15 protein-coding genes are annotated in these 20,196 nt (G+C 41.7%); 13 read left to right on the forward strand and 2 right to left on the reverse strand.

Features of this window, described 5'->3' with window-relative positions:
- Together BW716_RS00635 and BW716_RS00640 are read left to right on the forward strand one after the other, a co-directional pair.
- The coding region (locus tag BW716_RS00635) for an Abi family protein (RefSeq protein WP_179090946.1) at nt 1–943 on the forward strand (943 nt) is incomplete at its 5' end.
- Between the two features lie 1,534 nt (nt 944–2,477).
- Entirely contained in the window at nt 2,478–3,389 is a 912-nt protein-coding gene (locus BW716_RS00640) for an Abi family protein (RefSeq protein ID WP_083720164.1), read from the forward strand.
- A 35-nt stretch (nt 3,390–3,424) separates the two neighbouring features.
- Here the strand turns inward: BW716_RS00640 and BW716_RS00645 are convergent, their stop codons facing one another.
- The gene (locus BW716_RS00645) at nt 3,425–4,447 is read right to left on the reverse strand and encodes a quinone-dependent dihydroorotate dehydrogenase (RefSeq protein WP_083720165.1); all 1,023 of its coding nucleotides are present in this window, start codon (nt 4,445–4,447) and stop codon (nt 3,425–3,427) included.
- 134 nt (nt 4,448–4,581) lie between these two features.
- Here BW716_RS00645 and BW716_RS00650 point away from each other — a divergent pair, with 134 nt between their 5' ends.
- From BW716_RS00650 to BW716_RS00665, 4 genes are all read left to right on the forward strand, one after another.
- A complete protein-coding gene (locus BW716_RS00650) occupies nt 4,582–5,091 on the forward strand; it encodes an RNA polymerase sigma-70 factor (protein ID WP_083720166.1) in 510 nt (169 codons plus the stop codon).
- A 125-nt stretch (nt 5,092–5,216) separates the two neighbouring features.
- Nucleotides 5,217–6,329 carry a FecR family protein gene (locus tag BW716_RS00655; RefSeq protein ID WP_179090947.1) on the forward strand — a complete coding sequence of 371 codons (1,113 nt, stop codon included), beginning with the start codon at nt 5,217–5,219 and terminating at the stop codon, nt 6,327–6,329.
- Between the two features lie 84 nt (nt 6,330–6,413).
- A complete protein-coding gene (locus BW716_RS00660) occupies nt 6,414–9,023 on the forward strand; it encodes a carboxypeptidase-like regulatory domain-containing protein (RefSeq protein ID WP_083720168.1) in 2,610 nt (869 codons plus the stop codon).
- A 154-nt stretch (nt 9,024–9,177) separates the two neighbouring features.
- Nucleotides 9,178–10,032 (forward strand): DUF4249 domain-containing protein, encoded by an 855-nt coding sequence (locus BW716_RS00665; RefSeq protein ID WP_083720169.1) that lies wholly within the window; start codon nt 9,178–9,180, stop codon nt 10,030–10,032.
- Between the two features lie 5 nt (nt 10,033–10,037).
- Here BW716_RS00665 and BW716_RS00670 read toward each other — a convergent pair whose 3' ends face one another.
- A complete protein-coding gene (locus BW716_RS00670) occupies nt 10,038–10,289 on the reverse strand; it encodes a hypothetical protein (protein ID WP_083720170.1) in 252 nt (83 codons plus the stop codon).
- 787 nt (nt 10,290–11,076) lie between these two features.
- Between BW716_RS00670 and BW716_RS00675 the strand changes: the two genes are divergently transcribed.
- The 7 genes from BW716_RS00675 (at nt 11,077) to BW716_RS00705 (ending at nt 19,924) form a co-directional block, all read left to right on the forward strand.
- Nucleotides 11,077–11,892, forward strand: coding sequence for a hemin ABC transporter substrate-binding protein (locus BW716_RS00675; protein ID WP_083720171.1), 816 nt, complete (start codon nt 11,077–11,079; stop codon nt 11,890–11,892).
- Nucleotides 11,893–12,260: 368 nt separating this feature from the next.
- Entirely contained in the window at nt 12,261–13,316 is a 1,056-nt protein-coding gene (locus tag BW716_RS00680) for an iron ABC transporter permease (RefSeq protein ID WP_083720172.1), read from the forward strand.
- A gap of 371 nt (nt 13,317–13,687) precedes the next feature.
- Nucleotides 13,688–14,533: a heme ABC transporter ATP-binding protein gene (locus BW716_RS00685; RefSeq protein ID WP_143708672.1), complete on the forward strand. Its 846-nt coding sequence runs from the start codon at nt 13,688–13,690 to the stop codon at nt 14,531–14,533.
- Nucleotides 14,534–14,536: 3 nt separating this feature from the next.
- The gene (locus tag BW716_RS00690; RefSeq protein WP_083720174.1) at nt 14,537–15,571 is read left to right on the forward strand and encodes a hemin-degrading factor; all 1,035 of its coding nucleotides are present in this window, start codon (nt 14,537–14,539) and stop codon (nt 15,569–15,571) included.
- A gap of 250 nt (nt 15,572–15,821) precedes the next feature.
- Nucleotides 15,822–16,139, forward strand: a complete 318-nt coding sequence (locus BW716_RS38795) for a DUF6686 family protein (RefSeq protein ID WP_306460907.1) — start codon at nt 15,822–15,824, stop codon at nt 16,137–16,139.
- A 470-nt stretch (nt 16,140–16,609) separates the two neighbouring features.
- Nucleotides 16,610–18,595: a TonB-dependent siderophore receptor gene (locus BW716_RS00700; protein ID WP_235643382.1), complete on the forward strand. Its 1,986-nt coding sequence runs from the start codon at nt 16,610–16,612 to the stop codon at nt 18,593–18,595.
- A gap of 312 nt (nt 18,596–18,907) precedes the next feature.
- A complete protein-coding gene (locus BW716_RS00705; protein WP_179090948.1) occupies nt 18,908–19,924 on the forward strand; it encodes an HmuY family protein in 1,017 nt (338 codons plus the stop codon).
- Nucleotides 19,925–20,196: the final 272 nt, after the last annotated feature.

The following is a 20,196-nucleotide window of genomic DNA, read 5'->3' on the forward strand; positions in this document are numbered from 1 at the left end:
TCAGCGTACCAGAGGCGGGGCATTTTTTTTTATGAATTCCATTGAACGACAATTCCCGTTAATACCTGACCAGATTAAAATCCTTCAACAGCGTGGCCTAGTAATTAATGATAGTGATGAAGCTAATCATTACTTAGCGCATGTAGGATATTATAGATTGGCAGATTATTGGCACTTCCTCCAGAAGGATAGTGTTCGTAATACATTCTTCTCTGGGACATCTTTCAGGCATATTATTGAACTATATAACTTTGATCGTGAACTGCGGTTATTGTTATTAGACGCTATTGAGCGAATAGAAGTCTCGTTTCGAGCTATCATGATTAACATGATGTGTCCTGTGTATGGCTCGAACTGGTTTACAGATAAGAATATATTTTTCAGTAAAGACAGAATGAATGATGTGATTGAGAAAATTAACCGAGAGCTTGAGCGATCTGATGAGGAATTTATAAAGCAGCATGATAAAGTGAAAAGCGGGTTTGAACATCCCCCAGCCTGGAAAACCCTGCCTATACTTTCTTTTGGAACGTTGTCCAAGATATATGGGAATATTCGGAATGATATTAGGGAGAAAAGGACTATTGCAAATGTTTATGGACTTCCAAAAGAGATATGGCTCCGATCGTGGATGCAGGTGGCATCTATGATTAGAAATTATTGTGCACATCATTCATTAATTTGTTACAGAACCTTTTCAATACTTCCAAGAGAAATTAAACAAGTCAAATTACCCTGGATTAAAAATATTCCTCCTGCAGGTAGTGTAGTGAGTGAACAATTGTATTATCAGATATGCATTGTAAGGTATTTATTACATACAGCGAGTCCGGGGAATGATTTTAGTTATAAACTGATGGAATTGTTAGTGAAATATAGAGGGATTGATTTAGAGAAGATGGGATTTTTGGAGAACTGGGATGAGGAAGATTTGTGGCAATGATGAAGTTTATAATAGTTGATTGTGGAAGGTTCGATTAGAGCCGTGTTTTTGTAAAATGTGAAGGAGAATATCGATTGAATAATACTGGAATCAGTTATTTAAAATTGATTTTTTAGGTAGCTAAAAATTTGTTTTTGTCTTATTGATTATAGTATATTTGTGATAACAGAACCCGCCGCGCTTCTCGTCAGATCAGCGTACCAGAGGCGGGACATTTTTTTTATGAATTCCATTGAACGATCATTCCCGTTATAACTTCATCAAATTAGAATCCTTAGATAGCGCGGTTAAATAATAAATGATTCGTAAGAAACGAATCGTTATTTAGTTTGTTGTGATTGAGGAAAATTGAGGAGTTAATAAGGTTCGTTTTTTGATAGATGAGAATAATAATAACGATCAAATAATGTAGGAATCAATTAATGGAAAATGCTTTTTTAGATAGGTCAAAATTTGTTTTTGTCTTATTGATTATAGTATATTTGTGATAACAGAACCCGCCGCGCTTCTCGTCAGATCAGCGTACCACAGGCGGGGCATTTTTTTTATATGAATTCCATTGAACGATCATTCCCGTTATAACTTCATCAAATTAGAATCCTTAGATAGCGCGGTTAACTAATAAATGATTCGTAAGAAACGAATCGTTATTTAGTTTGGTGTAATTGATGAAAATTGAGGAGTTAATAAGGTTCGTTTTTTGTATAGATGAGAATAATAATAACGATCAAATAATGTAGGAATCAATTGATGAAAAATGCTTTTTTAGATAGGTGAAAATTTGTTTTTTTTGAATAAATAAAAGTATATTTGTGGTAACAGAACCCGCCGCGCTTCCCGTCAGATCAGCGTACCACAGGCGGGACATTTTTTTCTATAACCCCATTGAACCCCGTTCCCGTTATAACTTCATCAAATTAGAATCCTTAGATAGCGCGGTTAAATAATAAATGATTCGGAATAAGCGAATCGTTATTTAGTTTGGTGTGATTGAAGAAAATTGAGGAGTTAATAAGGTTAGTTTTTTGTATAGATGAGGATAATAATAGCAATCAAATAATGTAGCAATCAATTAATGGAAAATGCTTTTTTTAGACAGCTAAAAATTTGTTTTTTTTGAATAAATGAAAGTATATTTGTGTTAACAGAACCCGCCACGCTTCCCGTCAGATCAGCGCACCCGAGGCGGGGCATTTTTTTCTATAACCCCATTGAAACCCCATTCACGTTATCACTTCATCAAATTAAAATCCTTAGATAGCTTGGTTAAATAATAAATGATTCGAAAGAAACGAATCGTTATTTAGTTTGTTGTGATTGAAGAAAATTGAGGAGTTAATAAGGTTCGTTTTTTGTATAGATGAGAATAATAATAGTGATCAAATAATGTAGGAATCAATTAATGGAAAATGCTTTTTTAGGTAGGTTAAAATTTGTTTTTTTTGAATAAATGAAAGTATATTTGTAATAACAGTCCCCGCCGCGCTTCTCGTAAGATCAGCGTACCAGAGGCGGGGCATTTTATTTTATTTATATGAACTCCATTGAAAAACCGTTCACGTTATTACCTGACCAGATAAAAATTCTTCAACAACGTGGTTTGATCATAAATAGCCCTGAAGAAACGAATCATTATCTAAACCATGTAGGGTTTTATCGATTATCAGGTTATTGGCAATATTTACAGTTAAACAACACTAGCCATACTTTTATTACTGGCACTACATTCGATCAGGTTATTGAAATTTATGACTTTGATCGTGAACTTAGGTTACTGTTATTAGGCGCAATTGAGCGAATTGAAGTTTCGTTTCGCGCCAATATGATCAACATGTTATGTGCCGCTTATGGTTCAAACTGGTTCACGAATAAGGCTATCTTTTTTAGTGAAGAAAGAATGAATGATGTAATTGAAACAATCAACCGTGAGCTGGATCGATCAGATGAAGAATGCATAAATCAGCTTGATAGTAAGAGTAATAGATGTAAACATCCACCAGCCTGGATAACCTTACAGTCTCTTTCTTTTGGAACTTTATCCAGAATTTATGGAAATATCAGGAATGATATCAGAGAGAAAAAAATAATTGCGCAAGTTTATGGGCTACCTAAAGCGATATGGCTTCAAAACTGGGTGCAGGTAATATCTATGATTAGAAATTATTGTGCGCATCACTCATTAGTATGCTACAGGAGATTTATGTTTCTTCCCAGAGAAATTCAACAAGTCAAATTGCCTTGGATAAAGTATATCCCCCTTGTAGGAAGTTTGGAGAGCAAACAATTATACTACCAATTATGTATCGTTCGCTATTTATTACACACTGCCAGCCCCGGAAATGATTTTAGTTACAAACTAATGGAGTTGTTAGTAAAATATAGAGGAATTGATCTGGAACGCATGGGATTTCCAGAGAATTGGGATGAAGAAGATTTATGGCAATAAAAAAGGCTGCTCTAAAGCAGCCTTTTTCAATCTTTTTACTTCAACCCATCACATATCTTCTTCGCTATCGTCGGTCCCTCATAAATAAACCCTGTATACACCTGCACCAAACTCGCCCCCGCATCCAACTTCTCCTGCGCATCTGCCGCCGTAAAGATCCCACCAACCGCAATAATCGGAATACTCCCCTTCGTCTTCTGAGAAATATACCGGATCACCTCCGTTGCCTTCTCTCTCACAGGCAAACCACTCAAACCACCTGCACCAATCGCCTCCACCTCATGCTGAGGAGTCTGTAACCCTTCTCTTGAAATCGTCGTATTCGTAGCTACCAGCCCGGCCAGTTTTGTTTCAGTAACAATCTCTATAATATCATCCAGCTGACTATTCGTCAGATCCGGTGCTATTTTTAATAAAATCGGCTTTGGCTTCGCCTTCTGCTCATTCAGCATCTGCAAATGATGCAGTAACTGTTTCAGCGGTTCTTTTTCCTGCAAAGCCCTTAAGTTAGGCGTATTGGGAGAGCTGACGTTGACTACAAAGTAGTCTACCACATCAAAAAGCGCATGAAAGCACTTTTCATAATCATTAATCGCTTCTTCATTTGGCGTGATTTTGTTCTTCCCAATATTCCCCCCAATAATAATATCTGACTTCCGCTTCAGCAGTCGTTTTGCTGCCGGAGCGGCGCCGACATTATTAAATCCCATCCTGTTGATCAGCGCCTTATCTGTAGGCAAACGGAACAAACGAGGTTGGTCATTACCCGGCTGAGCCACCGGTGTTACAGTCCCAATCTCTACAAATCCAAAGCCCAGACTAGCCAATTCATCCGTATACTTCGCATCCTTGTCAAACCCTGCCGCCAAGCCAACGGGATTTTTAAAGGTCAGTCCCCATAAAGTCCGTTCCAGCCCGGTCTTTTTAGACATACAAAATGAATGGAGGATCTGCTTGCCCATTGGAACGCCATGCAATATCTGCAGGCCTTTCATTACCTGATAGTGGATTTTTTCCGGCGGAAAACGGAAAAACACCTTTTTGATTAAATTATACATGCGGCACAAAGATAATGTTAAACCAGAAAAGCAAAAGAGAGATCCTCGTCATTTCACTGTTGTCACAATGAAACTTTTATTATTTATAATTGCATTGATCTTCATTCGGGAATACTATTTTTGTAACCGATATCATGCTAGACCGCCAGAAATTAGAAGCCATTTTTAAGGAGTACCATGCACAGTGCGTGGCTTTTGCCGTGCATTATACCGGAGATATACATGATGGTGAAGAGGTAGTACAGCAGGTTTTTCTCAAGCTTTGGGAGAAACGGGAGAGTGTGGATATTACCGGAATGGTGAAGTCTTATCTTTTTGCTGCTATCCGGAATACAGCGATTAGTAACTGGCGGAAAGATACCGTCAGGTCTGAAAAGGAGCTGGCTTCAGGGTATGAGTTATCCCCAACAGTGACGTCGTCTCAGGCATGGGAGCTGGAAAAATTGTACCAGCAGGCGTTGGAGAAGTTACCGGAGAGATGTAGGGAAGTGTTTGTACTGAGCAGGCAGCAGCAGTTGAAATATGCGGAGATTGCGACCCTGATGAATATTTCGGTGAAGACTGTCGAGAATCAAATGGGGAAGGCGCTGAAGCATATGCATAAAGAATTGAGGGATTATTTGGGGATGTTCCTGTTTTTATAGGCAGGTTTTATGATAAAATTTATTTTCCACAATAGGGGAGTCCTCCTTCCGCACGCGTCATTTATCATACCGGCAAATGTTATTTTTGCCCGGCAAATCTGTAAATCTACTAACTGTACATGACTATGCTTACACCAGATGAGGCATTATATGCACTTCTATGCAAGTATCTGCTGAAGGAAGCGGATAGCATTGAGCAGCGATGGGTGAATACCTGGTTGCAGGCGAATTCTGAGCATCCGGTATTGCTGGCTTCTCTGGATAAGTTGTTAAGTACAGCTCCAGAGCAGGCGGTAGCAGGAGGAATGGATACGGAGACGGCCTGGAGGATGCTGAGTGAGCGGATGGAGCTGCAAAGGAAGGGAGGAGGAATGGACCACCGGGGAATGATTGGCGAAAATGGTGTAACCGGAGAGGAAAGTGTCAGTGGTGGAGAAGGCGTAAATGGTAAGGAAAGTGTCAGTAGTCGGGTAGATGGGTCGGATTCGCTGGAGTTAAATAATGGAATGACCCATAATGAGTCATCCCAACCCAAAGCCCCCGCAAAAACCCTTACCAGGTGGATGGCAGCTGCAGCTGCTGTTTTCCTCCTGATCAGCGCAGGCCTTTGGTACATTATGCATCAAAACGAACGGCAAATCAACTATAACGGCGCCCAGCTGGTGAAACTGGATGATGGCACCAGCATCCAGCTGGATCCCGCCGCACAATTACAGGTAGCCCCTGGGTTTGGTAAAAAAGATCGTAAAGTTAATCTGAAAGGAAAAGCCACCTTTGATGTAACTACTGATGCCTCTCATCCGTTTATTATTGACCTGGGCAATCAGGCAATAACTGTTTTGGGTACCCGTTTTAGTGTGGATAACAGCAGTCAGCTGCGTGTCTTCATTCATTCAGGGAAAGTTAAAGTAACCCGCCAGCAGGATAGTGTAATTTTAACTGCTGGCATGTTGTTGCAGGAAGATACCAGCAAGCAGCATTTCCAGGTTGGCGCGCATATTAGTGATGTTGAGACCCGTGCTGTAGTCTTTAAAGATACTCCTTTGCGGGAGGTGTTGCAGACCATTCATGTGCTGTATCATATAAACGTAACTGCAGATGCTGCGTTGCTGGAGCTGCCGGTTACCGGCACTTATACAGGAGAACCAGTGAAGAATGTATTGGATGCCATCGCTTATTCGACGAATGCAAATGTAATTAATAAGGGTGCTGATTATGAGTTGCGGCCGCAGGATTAATTAAATTGAGCTGCACCACATTAAAGAAGTCCAGAAAGTATTTCAATCAAGAAGGCTGGAAAGCCCATTTTTTTAAATCACACTATGTCATTGCTCGGAAGAATGCTGCTGGGAACGTTACTCATTCCCCTGCAGGTGTTAGGCTGGGACTGGCATACCCGGATCACTGTCACCGTAAATAATCAGCCACTTTCCGTTATCTGCGGACAACTGGAATCCCAGTACGGCATCCACTTCTCCTATAGCAGGGAGATAGTAGACCTTTCCCGCCGGGTAACAGTCAATTTTCAAGATAAACCCCTGAAAAGAGCCCTTGAAGAACTCTTTTCTCCTTTTGATATTCGCTTCGCCCGCATTGGTGAACAAATTGTGCTGACCGTAAAAAAATCTCCCAACGTCACTATCTGTGGTTATGTGCAGGACGTGCGCAATGGTGAAAGACTCATTGGTGCTACGGTATATGCTCCCAGTCAACGGGCAGGAGCTACTACTAACCAGTTTGGGTTTTTCAGTCTGACCATTCCAAAAGATTCCTGTAATCTGTGGGTCAGTTATATTGGTTATAACCCGGAAAGACTTTCCTCTACAAAAAAATCATTTGTCATCATAGGATTGCAGCCTTCTAATAGTCTGCAGGAGTTCACGGTATCTGACTCCGCGCAATCTAACCGGCAGATGAGCGCCTTACATGTTTCACCGGCAGATGTAAAGGCGATGCCCAGGTTATTGGGGGAGTCTGATGTGATGCGTGCGATTGCGACTTTGCCGGGTGTATCCGGTGGGGTAGATGGAGGTACGGTGACCAGTGTAAGAGGGGGTGGTTCTGACCAGAACCTCATTTTGCTGGATGGTTCGCCTGTGTTTAATTCTTCGCATCTGTTTGGATTGTTCTCTGTGTTTAACCCGGATATTGTGAAAAGTGCAGACTTTTATAAAGGTGGATTTCCTGCACGCTATGCAGGCAGGCTTTCTTCTGTGATTGATATTTCCACAAAAGATGGGGATATGAAAGAGTATCATGGGGAGGCTTCTGTGGGTGTGATTGCTGTAAGAGGAATGGTGGAAGGACCTATTAAAAAAGATAAGACCTCCTTCGTCGTTTCTGCCCGCAGGTCTATTTTAGAACCTTTTCTGGATAATATTTATGAGGAAATTCAAAAGGAGAAAGGGACAAAGGTGAACCTTGTTTTTCATGATGTGAATCTGAAAATAAATCATATTTTTTCTCCTAAGGACCGGCTTTACTTCAGTAGTTATATAGGTAATGATAACCTTGGATTGACCTTGCAAAATAATGCGGATAGTACGACTGCTTCGAATCCTTTTAAAGAGAATACTGTTACAAAATTGAGTTGGGGGAATCAAACGAGTGCATTGAGATGGAACCATGTTTTTAATCCGAAGTTGTTTATGAATACGACATTGAATTATTCACAGTATTATTTCAATATCGATTACAACTATTATTACGAGCCTTCGAAGAGTGCTGATTCTATTCATTTGTATGGGAAATACTATTCAATGGTGCAGGATCTGATACTGAGAACGGATGTAGAATTTATTCCTTCTCCGAATCATATATTCAAATTTGGCGTGGGTGGAATTATCCACAAATTTAATCCCGGGGTATCGGCATTTCAGGATTATTCTCAGTCTAAAGCTTTGTTGGATACGTCTTATAATCAGGCGACTTCTACGGGAGGAGAGGCGTTGCTATATGTGGAGGATGACTGGACGGTTACGGATGCATTGCGGGTGAATATTGGTTTACATGCTTCAGAATTTCTGGTGCCGGGAAAGTTCTATTCTTCTTTGCAACCGAGGTTGCAGGCGAGGTATCAGTTACCGCATCATTGGACGCTGATGCTGGCGCATACACATATGAACCAGTACCTGCATGTATTGAGTGTATCGAATTCGAGTTTGCCGATGGATTTGTGGGTGCCTTCTACCAGGAAGGTAAGGCCGATGTTTTCAAGGCAGTTTAGTTTTGGGGTGAATAAGTTATTGAAAGATCAGCGGTATGCGCTTTCACTGGAAGCTTATTATAAGAGTATGAAGAATGTGATTGAGTATAAGGATAATGGTAAGATTTTCAACTCGGCGAGTAAGAATTGGGATGATTATGTAGAGGTGGGTACGGGAACGAGTTATGGTGGGGAGGTAATGTTGGAGAAGCGGAAAGGGAAGTTGAAAGGGTGGATAGCGTATACGCTTTCGTGGGCGTACAGGCGGTTTCCGAATGTGAATAATGGGGAGTCATATCCTTATAATTATGATGGGAGGCATGATATTAAGGTAATGTTGATGCAGCAGATAGGGAAGCGATGGGAGTTGGCGGCGAACTGGCATTTTAATTCAGGGTTGCCGTTGACATTGCCGGTGGCGAGTTTTGAAGGGGTGAATGATTCTTCGCCTTATGATGGGGGAAGTACTTTGCCGGTGTTGGATCAGTTGAGTAATAGGAATCAGTATAGGACGAGTGTGATACATAGATTGGACCTGAGTGCGACGAATACGAAGGAGAAGCCGTGGGGGAGCAGGAGTTGGACGATTAGTTTGTTTAATGCATATAATCATGCAAATCCGTTTATGTATTCTATCGTGACGGATAAGAAGAATGAGAAGCGGTACCTGCAGGAGATTAGTATTTTGCCAATACTGCCAAGTGTGACATTTTCAATCAAATTTTAATATCGTGAAGAAGGTTGGAGGGTATAGTGTGGGAGTAGCTTTGTTCAGTGTGTGACATTTTCAATCAAATTTTAACATCGTGAAGAAGGTTGGAGGGTATAGTGTGGGAGTAGCTTTGTTCAGTGTGTGACATTTTCAATCAAATTTTAACACCATGCGGAAACTTTTAATTTCCCTTATCATCATAACATTGATCTCCTGCGTAAAGGAATCAAGAATTGAAATCCCTTATGCTGGTGACAAGATCGTTGTAAACAGTCTGATTCAACCTGACAGCCTGATCTATATCCGTGTCACCCGCAGTAAACAAGTGACTGAATATCAATTTGACCCATTAGACTCCGCAACCGTTGTATTGACAGAAGACGGCATTACCCTGCCCACTCCCACTTACACATTGATAAATGGGTTAGGATATTACGTATCGCACGCTGTTGCAAAGACGGGTAGTCATTATTCCATTCATGTGGACAATGATGGATTAACTTCTGTAAGTGCAGGTGACAGCACACCAATACGTCCGCTGATCAGCGACGGGTATGCACAACGCACATTCAACCGGGTTCGCTTTACCCTGAAGGAAAATGGCGCTACCTCCGACTACTATCGTGTACGCATCTTCAACGCAGATTCTGTCGATGGCAAATGGGTAATTGACAAGAGTGATACCATTCACTTCAGACTTGACCCTGCATTAAATAATGATCTGCCTGACATCATCACCAATGATTACAATAGTGAGTACATCATAACGGATGCAAATTTCAATGGTAAAACTATACAGTTTGTACTACAGACCCAGAAGGAAGTCAGTAGCACGCACATGATCATAGAAGTAAGTTCGCTCACTCCTGCAGCCTGGCAGTACTTACAGTCTACATCATCTCAAAGGTTGAGCGATTCGCAAAACATTTCCCTTGATCCGGAAAACGTTTATTCAAATGTAGAAAACGGATATGGTATTATGGCTGGCATTAATGCGGCAAGGCTCCTCTTTACTGTAGAATAACTCCCTTACTTTTCGATCTGATACTTCGAGACGATTTCGTTTAATCGACACGATAGCTTTACACATTCTGAAATAATAGTACTATCCAGTTCGGTGTACCCTGCTGATTCTAATTCGTACAATTGAGGATAGAGTGAAGCCATGAGACGTTTTGCCGCAGTGATCAATCCATCCTGGAGATTGACGATTTGTGTTTGTTCGCGCATAGTATTTTGATAGTACGGCGATAATGGATTTAACAATTCTTCCCAATCCATGGGCTTAAAATTTTCTGGTTACAGGTAAAAATATTAAAACAATGGATTGGAGGGTTTGGTTTAACGATTATGCAAATTGAGTAGTTGTTTTTTTTTGATTCAGGTATTGTCATGAAAAAAAGCATCCACTTTTAGTGGAGTGTTTAGCTTTTTTTAGGGAGGGGGGTGCGGTTTGCTAACGGATACAAATAGCGCGAGGTTTTGTTTTTAGGAGAGGGGGTGCGGCTTGTTAACGGATACAGATAGCTGCGGCGTTTTGTTTTTAGGAGTGGGGCTTGCGGCTTGTTAACGGACGCAGATAGCTGCGGGCTTTTGTTTTTTAGGGAGTGAGCGGCTTGCTAACGGATACAGAAAATAAAAGCATTTCATTTGTGTGGAAATAGCCTGCGGCCAGCTTAAAATATTTCAGGAAAACCGAAATCACCGTTCATCCTTATTTTTCTTTTTGCGTAAAGATTGTCATAAAATTTTCCCGATTCGATTAGTTCTTTACATTTCTATGACATAGCTTTGCATTACTCAATTACTCCGCCGCACATCATCGACCTTTCTGGTATATCTCCGCATACCATTCAGGCTGGTTGATAATCAATATTTATTGACTTGACTTACTGTCAGGGGATGCTAATATCCTCATGGGATTTCTATGTCCTGACTGTAATAAACATATTAAAGAAACCTTGCCGGAGCATGGCGGAGTAAAGTGCTTCCGGTGAGCGATGGTTGGCCCGCAACCCCGGGTAGGGTCAACCATTATTTTTTCTATCAAACTTATTTTAAAGATTTTATGAACCGCTTGATCGTCCTGACCGCTGCATTACTTGTGGCGATGAATACTTTTGCCCAGAAGAGAATTGTTTCCCTGAATGGCGCCGTTACTGAAATTGTTGTTGCATTGGGTTTTGAGAAAAATATTGTGGGTGTGGATGTAACCAGTACTTATCCTGCCAGCATGCAACAGGTTGCCAAAGTAGGGCATAATAGAAATATCTCTGCAGAGCCGGTGTTGGCACTTAATCCTGATCTGATTTTGGGGACGGATAATTTTTTACAGCCGGCTGTGATTGAACAGTTTAAGACTGTGGGAGTGAAGACACAGATTTTTAAACAGGAATTTTCTATTGAAGGGACTAAGAAGTTGATTACTGAAGTGGCTGCTGCGTTGCAGGTACCGGCAAAAGGTGTTGCACTTGTTAAACAATTAGAGAGGGAGCAGGCGGCACTGAAAATAAAGTCAACTGGTAAGAAGGTGTTATTTATATATGCACGTGGTGCGGGTACTATGTTGGTAGCGGGTACAGGAACCCCTACGGAAAAAATGATTACACTGGCAGGAGCACAGAATGCTGCTAATAGTTTTAATGATTTTAAACCTTTGACACCAGAGGCGTTGGTGACAGCTAATCCGGATATTATTTTGATGTTTGATGATGGGTTGAAGAGTATGGGTGGAGTTGATGGGTTGTTGAAGGTGCAGGGAGTGCAGCAAACGACTGCCGGGAAGGAGAAGAAGGTGGTGGTGATGGATGGGGCTTTGTTGACGGGTTTTGGGCCCAGGGTGATAAGTGCAGTGAAGGAATTGGCGGGGAAGTTGAATAGTTAGGAAGGGGAGGATGTTAGGAGGATTTGTGGTGGTAATCGGAAAATTAGTGATTAAGGTGTTTGGGATTTCGGCTTTGGACGCTGGAAAGTTAATGACTAAGATTTTCAGGAATGTCGGAGTTGGTAGCTGAATGTTTAGTGACTAAGACGTTCATGGATCTCGGCTTTTGAAGCTGGAAAGTTAATGGCTAAGATTTTCAGGAATGTCGGCGTTGGTAGCTGAATGTTTAGTGACTAAGACGTTCATGGATCTCGGCTTTTGAAGCTGGAAAGTTAATGGCTAAAATTTTCAGAAATGTCGGAGTTGGTAGATGAATGTTTAGTGACTAAGATTTTCAGGAGTAACAGTACCGTTAAACAGAATAGTTAATGAATAAGATATTTAAGAATATCAGTGCCATTGGTGGGCTTAGCATACTATTGGTACTGGTTATTCTCATTGCTACAGGTACCGGTGCCATGCATATGTCACCGCTGCAGGTGCTGGCTATTCTTCTGCACAAAGCAGGTATCCATATCCCTATAGTTTATGAAGAAAATATGGAAGGGGTGTTGTGGATGATCCGCTTGCCGCGTGTGATATTAGGTGTGTTGATTGGTGCGGGATTAGGTGTGGCAGGGGCTTCTTTGCAGGGACTATTTCGTAACCCATTGGCTGATCCGGGTTTGATCGGGATTAGTTCCGGTGCTTCGATGGCTGCTGTGGTGATGATAATTGTACAAAGTTCGTTGCCTATATTTCAATCTGTTCCCTTACTGAATTTTTATTCGCTCAACTTCGCTGCTTTTGCAGGTGCGATTCTTACGACGTTGTTTATTTTTAAAGTAGCGCGTAGTGGCGGACAGGCAGTGATATCTACTATGTTGTTGGCAGGTATTGCAGTGAGGGCTTTGTGTGAATCAGTGACTGGGTTGATGACGTATGTGGCGAATAATGAACAGTTGAGAAGTATTACGTTTTGGTCATTGGGAAGTTTGGGAGGTGCGAGTTGGACGACGGTGATGGGGGTGACACCTTTTATATTAATACCCGTTATCTTATTGCCGGGTTTGGCACCTGCCATCAATCTTCTGGCTTTGGGTGAAAGAGAAGCGATGCATAGTGGTGTGAAGGTAGCGCGGCTAAAGGTGCAGTTGGTGATATTGGCTACCATGGCGGTGGCGGCGGGTGTGGCAGTGGCTGGGATTATTGGATTTATTGGGTTGATAGTACCGCATATTGTGAGGCAGTTTACAGGGCCGGATTATAGAATTTTGATACCTGGTGCTGCGTTGTCAGGTGCCGTGTTGCTTACGATTGCAGATTTGTTGTGTAGGACGATGATTGCACCTGCAGAATTGCCGGTGGGGATTATTACGGCTGTGATTGGTGCACCGTTTTTTATTTGGCTGATTGTGAAGGAGAAGAAGATGATATTGGCGTGATGCTGTTGTTGATTGTAAAGGAGAAGAGGATGATACTGGCATGATGTTATTGTTGCTGATTGTAAAGGAGGAGAAGATGATACTGGCGTGATGTTATTGTTGCTGATTGTAAAGGAGGAGAAGATGATATTGGCGTGATGTAGTTATTGCTGATTGTAAAGGAGAAGAAGATGATATTGACGTAATGTTGTTATTTGTGATTGTGAAGGAGAAGAAGTTGATACTGGTGTGATGTTGTTATTGGTGATTGTGAAGGAGAAGAGGATAATACTTGCGCGATTTTGTTATTGCTTATCATAAAGGAAAGAAGGCAATACTTTCCTTACGCTTTTATCACTTATAGTAAAATAATAGAAGACAATACTGGAATAATGTTGCACATTAAAAATATATCGCTCACACTGGGGAAAATGCCAATACTCAAGGGTATCAGCTTTGACGCATCGGCAGGAGAACTTTGTGTAATCATGGGAGCCAATGGTGCAGGAAAATCGACGTTGCTGAAAGTGATTGCCGGTGAGTACCCAACTTACAATGGAGACGTGATGATTGCCGGAAAGGAGCTGCGTAATATACCAGTAGCGCAGCAAGCTACCACCAGGGCTGTGCTATCACAGCACGTAACATTGAACCAGGCGTTTTCTGTGCAGGATGTAGCAGCAATGGGAAGGTATGTATATAGCAGGAATTTAGGATCACTGGATAAGGAAATTGTGAAGAGTGCATTGCAGATCATGCAAGTCTATGACCTGAAAGACAGGGCTTATCCAACCTTGTCCGGTGGGCAAAAGCAACGTGTGCAGATGGCGAGAGTATTAGCGCAGTTGCTGGAAGCACCGGGTTTGCAGGAGCTGGATTATACTGGTAAAAAGATGTTATTATTGGATGAGCCAGTTACGGGTATGGATATTCTGCATGAACAGCTGGCTTTGCAACTAGCGACGAAGCTGACTGCTGCCGGGGTATTGGTGGTGGCTGTATTGCATGATTTTCAGTTGGCCGCTGCATTTGCACATCGTATAATATTATTAAAAGAAGGAGCATTGTATACACAGGGTACTGTGGATGACGTGTTTACTTCAGCGCATATTAAAAATAGTTTTGGAGTGGATGTGTCGATATTGTCGCATCCCCAATGTAATTATCCGCTGGTGGTTACCGCCGCTACCGCTGGTTTATTTCAATCACCTGCCAGGAAGGCATTAAATGTTTTTTAAAAAATGAATGAAATTGTAACACCAACTCTGAAAGACCAATGGATCGCATTTCGGGCAGAAAATCCTAAAGTAAGGATTCGCGATGCGGCAAAACAATTGCAGGTAAGTGAGGGCGAGGTGGTAGCAGCCTGTACTGGTACGGCTGTACAACATCTGAAAGCAGCGTTCCCTGCTTTGATGGAGCGTATGCCTGAACTGGGTAAGGTAATGGTGCTGACACGCAATGAACATTGTGTGATTGAAAGGAAAGGTTTGTTCGAGCAGGTGGATGCTGCTGGCAGACATGTAGGTACTGTGTTGGGAAAAGATATTGACCTGCGTATGTTCTTTGGTCGCTGGAAGTTTGGGTTTGCAGTGAATGATGATGCGGCAACAGGGTTCAAGCGTTCAATCCAGATCTTTGATGCACAGGGAAATGCGATTGTGAAGATTTATGCAGTAGAACAGACAAATATTACAGCATGGGATAAACTAGTGACTGAGTTTACCGCTGATGAACAACCACTGGGAATTACAGTATTGCCTGCTCCGGCGCCGCCTGTTCATGCGAATGAGACGGCGGATAAAGCGGCTTTCCTGGAAGGATGGGCTGGTTTGCAGGATACGCATGATTTCTTCCCTTTGTTGATGAAGCATAAAGTTTCCCGTACGTATGCGCTGGAAATTGGAGATGGGAAGTTTACGCGGAAGATAGGTAAGGAAAGTGTGAAGACGATATTGGAGAGTGCGGCGGCGAGTGGTTTGGAGATCATGGTGTTTGTGGGTAATCCTGGGAATATTGAGATTCATACAGGAAAGGTGGAGAAAATTGTGGAGATTCCAGGATGGATCAATGTGATGGATGCTGATTTTAATTTGCATTTGAAGACGGATGATATTGCGCAGAGCTGGGCCGTGCAGAAGCCAAGTGTGGATGGTGTGGTGACTTCGGTGGAAGTGTTTGATGCGGAGGGGGAGATGATTGCACAGTTCTTTGGGAAGAGGAAGCCGGGGAATCCGGAGTTGGCAGAGTGGAGAGAGTTGGTGGCGAAGTTATAAGAGTAAACTATAAAAGCAACATAGAAAAGCTCCGGCCCTCGGCTGGAGCTTTTCTATGTTGGAGGGCAGGGCCTGCGGGTGGCTAAAAAAATACGGTATATTTTATAGGAGGAAAACTTTGAGGTGGTATGCAGTTTTTCCTGTTTAGGTAAATCCTTTTCCCGAATCGATCTATCACCATCCTGATTCCCCCTTACTTTTGTCCCATATTAATATCCTACGAAACCCTATTTTTAAAACAAGATATTATATGTGTGACATCAGGACTTTATGTATAAAGAATACGGCACAAATTAGCCATTGTATGCACTGTCAGACGATTTTCATCTGGCATAATAATTTGTTACTCAATTTCTCCCCTCAAGACTTTCAGTTCTTTCGTGAAACGATGAATAGACAAGACTTTGTAGATTGTTGTATGGTCTTCCCTGATGGGGAAGAAAGAGTCATCATTCACGCCCCTTGTAAGGATATCAGCTTTACTTTTACCCAGGATGAATTCAATGACCTCAGAGATGCGATCGATGAGGCGTTACTGCTACAGCAGGTGTATGAATTGATACGCTAGGTGGCTGAATTGGTAGGTTGAATTTTTGGGATAGGGGTGCTTGGTTTCAGAATTGGTATGGCTAAGTTTTAAAATTGATATACTAAGGTTTTAGAATTGGTATGGCTAAGTTTCAAAATTGACATACTAAGATTTCAAAATCGATTCATTAAAGTTTCCTTATTGCGTAAATCATTTTCCTGATCAGATTATTTGAAGCAAAGATTCTTTATGATCTTTGCTTCACAATTTTACTCCGCCAGTGTTCTGTATTGTGTGACTGTTTACTCCGCGACAGCTTACACAATATCTTATTTTTTCCGGTATCATGGACTAACATCTATGTCCCTTAACTGCCTGTGTTCGCACCGCATGCAGCCTGGGAAAGGTATCTCGACTGCAATCAAAAAATACTTATGAAGTTTAGGGTAATTCTATTAGCCTTGCTATTCGCATGTTCTTACGAATGCTGGGCTCAGATTAAAAAAGGAATGGATTCGGTACAGTTAAATGATGTTGTGGTCACAGGACAATACACCCCACAATCATTAAAGCATTCTGTATACCAGGTGAGGACCATTACTGCTGATTATATTAAAATGCGGGGTGCTACCAACATTTTAGGTGTGCTGGATAATCAGTTGGGTATTCGCTTTTCTAATGATAACACATTGGGTGAAACTGATGTGGAACTCATGGGAATGTCTGGTGCTGAAGTGAAGATCTTACTGGATGGTGTGCCGTTGGTAGATCGTGGAAGTACCCGCCAGAGCCTTGCCCAGATTGATGTACATAGTATTGAACGTATTGAGATTGTAGAAGGACCGATGTCTGTTGTCTATGGTACAGATGCACTCGCAGGTGTGATTAATATTATTACGAAGAAGTATAATGGCGATAAGCAATTGTCTGTAAATGCGAGTGTGCAGGAAGAAACTGTGGGCAAAGAATATGCAGCACTGGATGGTAAAGGTCAACACAATGCATCGTTGGGGTTGCGCTGGAGTGATCATGGTTATTTTGCTGGAGCAGGTATTACGGGAAATAATTTTGGGGGATGGAGTGATACGTTGACTGGAAGAGCTAAGGCATGGCATCCGAAGGATCAGTTGATGACTTATGGTACAGTGGGCATTGACAGGAAAAATGTGAAGGCCTGGTATCGTCTTGATTATCTGGATGAAGATCTGGCTGCTAAAGGAGATATTAATTATGATAATGGAAAAGCGACAGACGCACATTATCTGACTAAAAGATATACACATCAGGCACAGGCGATGTGGCAGGTGAATGATGACCTGAGTCTTAATGGTGCTTTGTCTTACCAGGATTACAATAGACATACACGTACTACTATTAAAAACTTTACTGATGGGTCGGAAACTTTGTCTACCGCTTCAGGTGCGCAGGATGTGACTAAATACAATGCGGTGTTCTTTAGAAGTACAGCGCAGTATGCCCTGAATTCTCATCTGTCTTTTCAGCCGGGTGTTGAATATAGTCGTGATGCCTCGTCCGGACAGCGTATAGAGGGTACGCCCAGTATTTCTAACTATTCTCTTTTTGCTTCTGCTGAATTAAAACCAATTGCAGGTATCAATATCCGCCCGGGTGTCCGATTTAGTAAGAATTCTATTTACGATGCGCCTCCGGTGATACCTTCTTTGAATGTAAAATTTGCATTGTCTAAGACATTGGATTTGCGTTTGTCATATGCCCGTGGTTTCAGGGCGCCGGCTTTGCGTGAGTTGTATTTTAACTTCTATGATGCGAGTCATGCTATTAAAGGGAATACCAACCTGAAGGCGGAATATTCTAACAGTTTTACGGGATCATTGAGCTGGCAGGCGATTCAGTCTGGGAAAGTGAAATTGAATGTAACGGCGACCGGGTTCTATAATGACTTTGATAATATGATTGACTATGCGTATGTGGCGAATAGTGATACGATGACTTATGTGAATATTGCCAAATTCAAAACTACGGGTGGGACGCTGATGGGTAAGCTCAATTGGAAGAACCTGGATGTGAGTGTTGGGGCTTCTTACATTGGTAGATACAATGAATTCTCTGATGATGATACTTATAAGGCGACAGATCCTACGCCTACTTTTATGTGGACGCCAGAGGTGAATGGGAATGTTACTTATAATATGAGGAAAATTGGGACTACGCTAAATCTGTCTTATAAATATAATGGTGTGAGACCTACGTATGAGTCGGCGACGGCTACAGATGGTACGACTTATTTGCATCAGGTGAAGTCGGCAGCTTATAATATGGCGGATTTTACAGTGATGAAGTCATTGACAAAGATGTTCAATATCAATGCAGGGGTGAGGAATATATTCAATGTGACGAATATTAATAATAGTACCGCGAATAGTGGAGTGGCGCATAGTGCGGGGACGCAGTTGCCGATGTGGTATGGGAGGAGTTACTTTTTGGGGGTGAGTTTTACGTGGGATAGGAAATAATCCCAACGGCATTGCTTTAAAGAACAAGCAGCATTGTTATAAACTAATTCCGGATGGGTTGCTATAAACTAATCTCAAGCATGGTTGCTATAAACTAATTCCGGATGGGTTGTTATAAACTAATCTCATGCATGGTTGCTATAAACTAATTCCGGATGGGTTGTTATAAACTAATCTCATGCATGGTTGCTATAAACCAATTCCAGATGGGTTGTTATCCATAAAATAAAAAATATGATCCGATTCGATATCTCAATAGAACAGGAAATAATTCAATTGCTCATAAAATACAATTCAAAAATTAAAAACTCTATGAAATTAAGCAGACTTTTACTCGTGCTGGCGATTGCTACTACTGGTTTATTTAGTGCATGTAGTAAAGATGATGATGCCACTGTGGTGATTGCTCCTTCTGATGGATCCGAATTAACTTTAGATGGTGGCGGCGGTACTGGCGCACCAAACACTGTATATGTTGATATGAGTACTGATTCAGCAACTGCTGTAAAACGCCTTAGCTGGTCACTGGGTTTTTATAGCGGTAGTGATTATAGAGTTATTCTGAATAGCTTTAGCGCTATGAGTGCAAAAGTGACTACTAAAACTGATATTACTGCGGTGACTACTGATGATGCCAGCGGTGTAAGTATGGCGATTGGTCAGGGTCAGGGTACGCTTAGCATGATCGATGATGTATATGGTGATCTGAGTGCTACTGTGATTGCTGAAGTATCTGCTACTGCTGATGCGAACTATGTATACCTGGTAAAAGCAGAAGATGGTACTACCGATCCTGCTACCTGGTATAAAGTGAAAATTACCCGCAATGGTACGACTGGTTATACTTTACAATATGCTTTACTGGGTGCTACTACTATTAACTCTGTTACTATTACTAAGAATTCCAGTTATAACTTTGTGTTCTTCTCATTTGCTACCAATGCTACAGTGAGTGTAGAGCCTAAGAAAGCTGAGTGGGATTTTGCATGGTCTTATGCAGCGTATTATACTGCTACTATTCCTTATTTCTTCTCTGATTTTGTGGTGATCAACCAGTATGCTGGTGTGTCTGCTGCCAAGGTGGATTCTACTGTGGTTGGGTATTCAAGTTTCACGAAGGCGGATACGGCTTCACTGACTTTCTCTTCTAAAAGAGATGCGATTGGTAGTAGCTGGAGATCTACCAGCAGTGGTATTTACAAGCAATATTATTATATCGTGAGAGATCCGGCGGGTAACTATTATAAGCTGAAGTTTGTGAGTATGGGGATTAATGATGGTGGTGAGAGAGGGTATCCGGTTGTGGAGTATGCATTAATTAAAGAATAGGCGAATTTTTTGAGGCTTGCTTCGCAAACCTCAAAAAATTCGAGGGGGAATTCTTCAACGTTTTGCATGCGCAAAACGTTGAAGAATTCCCTTTTTTCGCGAAAGCGGAAATCATAATCCCTCACTTTTTAGTAAGCATTCCTTATTTTCCTGATTGCGTAAATGGTTTTCCCGTTTCGTCACTTCCCTGTCACATTCCCTTCCTACTTTTACACCACTCCGCCCCGAACCAAATATATTATTGTACCCGATATGCTGTAGATAGCAGTATC

It is taken from the genome of [Flexibacter] sp. ATCC 35208 (assembly GCF_001975825.1).
Lineage (GTDB): Bacteria > Bacteroidota > Bacteroidia > Chitinophagales > Chitinophagaceae > Chitinophaga.

What these genes read in the sequence shown, in the direction of transcription:
- BW716_RS00660 (WP_083720168.1), top strand. Translation starts at nt 6,414, where the DNA reads ATGTCATTGCTCGGAAGAATGCTGCTGGGAACGTTACTCATTCCCCTG.
- BW716_RS00640 (WP_083720164.1), top strand. Translation starts at nt 2,478, where the DNA reads ATGAACTCCATTGAAAAACCGTTCACGTTATTACCTGACCAGATAAAA.
- BW716_RS00685 (WP_143708672.1), top strand. Translation starts at nt 13,688, where the DNA reads ATGTTGCACATTAAAAATATATCGCTCACACTGGGGAAAATGCCAATA.
- BW716_RS00680 (WP_083720172.1), top strand. Translation starts at nt 12,261, where the DNA reads ATGAATAAGATATTTAAGAATATCAGTGCCATTGGTGGGCTTAGCATA.
- BW716_RS38795 (WP_306460907.1), top strand. Translation starts at nt 15,822, where the DNA reads ATGTGTGACATCAGGACTTTATGTATAAAGAATACGGCACAAATTAGC.
- BW716_RS00655 (WP_179090947.1), top strand. Translation starts at nt 5,217, where the DNA reads ATGCTTACACCAGATGAGGCATTATATGCACTTCTATGCAAGTATCTG.
- BW716_RS00700 (WP_235643382.1), top strand. Translation starts at nt 16,610, where the DNA reads ATGGATTCGGTACAGTTAAATGATGTTGTGGTCACAGGACAATACACC.
- BW716_RS00705 (WP_179090948.1), top strand. Translation starts at nt 18,908, where the DNA reads ATGAAATTAAGCAGACTTTTACTCGTGCTGGCGATTGCTACTACTGGT.
- BW716_RS00645 (WP_083720165.1), bottom strand. Translation starts at nt 4,447, where the DNA reads ATGTATAATTTAATCAAAAAGGTGTTTTTCCGTTTTCCGCCGGAAAAA.
- BW716_RS00665 (WP_083720169.1), top strand. Translation starts at nt 9,178, where the DNA reads ATGCGGAAACTTTTAATTTCCCTTATCATCATAACATTGATCTCCTGC.
- BW716_RS00675 (WP_083720171.1), top strand. Translation starts at nt 11,077, where the DNA reads ATGAACCGCTTGATCGTCCTGACCGCTGCATTACTTGTGGCGATGAAT.
- BW716_RS00650 (WP_083720166.1), top strand. Translation starts at nt 4,582, where the DNA reads ATGCTAGACCGCCAGAAATTAGAAGCCATTTTTAAGGAGTACCATGCA.
- BW716_RS00690 (WP_083720174.1), top strand. Translation starts at nt 14,537, where the DNA reads ATGAATGAAATTGTAACACCAACTCTGAAAGACCAATGGATCGCATTT.
- BW716_RS00670 (WP_083720170.1), bottom strand. Translation starts at nt 10,289, where the DNA reads ATGGATTGGGAAGAATTGTTAAATCCATTATCGCCGTACTATCAAAAT.